Raw genomic sequence first — 584 nt, 5'->3', positions numbered from 1 at the left:
CTGTGCGTGAAAAATTCGCCGGATTCAGTCCCATGTCGCCACCGTTTTCGCTTTCTTACCTTTACCCTTCCCGCCTTTCTTCTTGTCGCTGACCTTCGGCAAATCCATAGATTCCGGTGGCACCAGCGTCAGAACGCAGAGGCGGCCGTTTTCACCTTCGGTATAGGTCACGCTCTTGATAAGCCATGTCACCTTCAGGTTCTGGACAGGATCGTCAATATCCACCTGCTGGTTTTTCTTCCACAACGGACCGGTATCCCCGTTCTCACGCCAGCCTGCCAGCGTGATTTCAGTACTGTTCGCTTCGCCCTGCATACGGGCCTTGTACCATTCACCGCGTGTGCTCGCGCCGCCCACGGTCAGGCTGTCTTCATTGACCAGGATCTTCGGGCGGTAACGGTTGATTTCGCTGTCGTCGACGATGGTCTGACGTCCGCCGATAACGCTGACCGGCTGGTCATCCCACGTACTGCCGCCCGCGCTGCTGGTGCCCTTGACGATGTACTGGCTGTTACGCTCGCGCCAGCTGAACCGGCCACGGGCGGCAAGGATATTCTCGCCATACACCAGCGCCACCCCGGCCC

At 58.6% G+C, this 584-nt stretch carries 1 protein-coding gene; it reads right to left on the bottom strand.

Annotated features, from left to right (window positions below; genetic code table 11):
* Positions 1-24 precede the first annotated feature (24 nt).
* Positions 25-584 (bottom strand): phage baseplate assembly protein (locus GTGU_RS26245; RefSeq protein ID WP_038163774.1); only part of this gene is annotated, 560 nt, incomplete at its 5' end.

The sequence above is a fragment of the Trabulsiella guamensis ATCC 49490 genome (assembly GCF_000734965.1).
Classification (GTDB): domain Bacteria; phylum Pseudomonadota; class Gammaproteobacteria; order Enterobacterales; family Enterobacteriaceae; genus Trabulsiella; species Trabulsiella guamensis.
The sequence above is the reverse complement of the archived record's forward strand: the minus strand, read 5'-3'. Positions and strand labels throughout refer to the sequence as shown.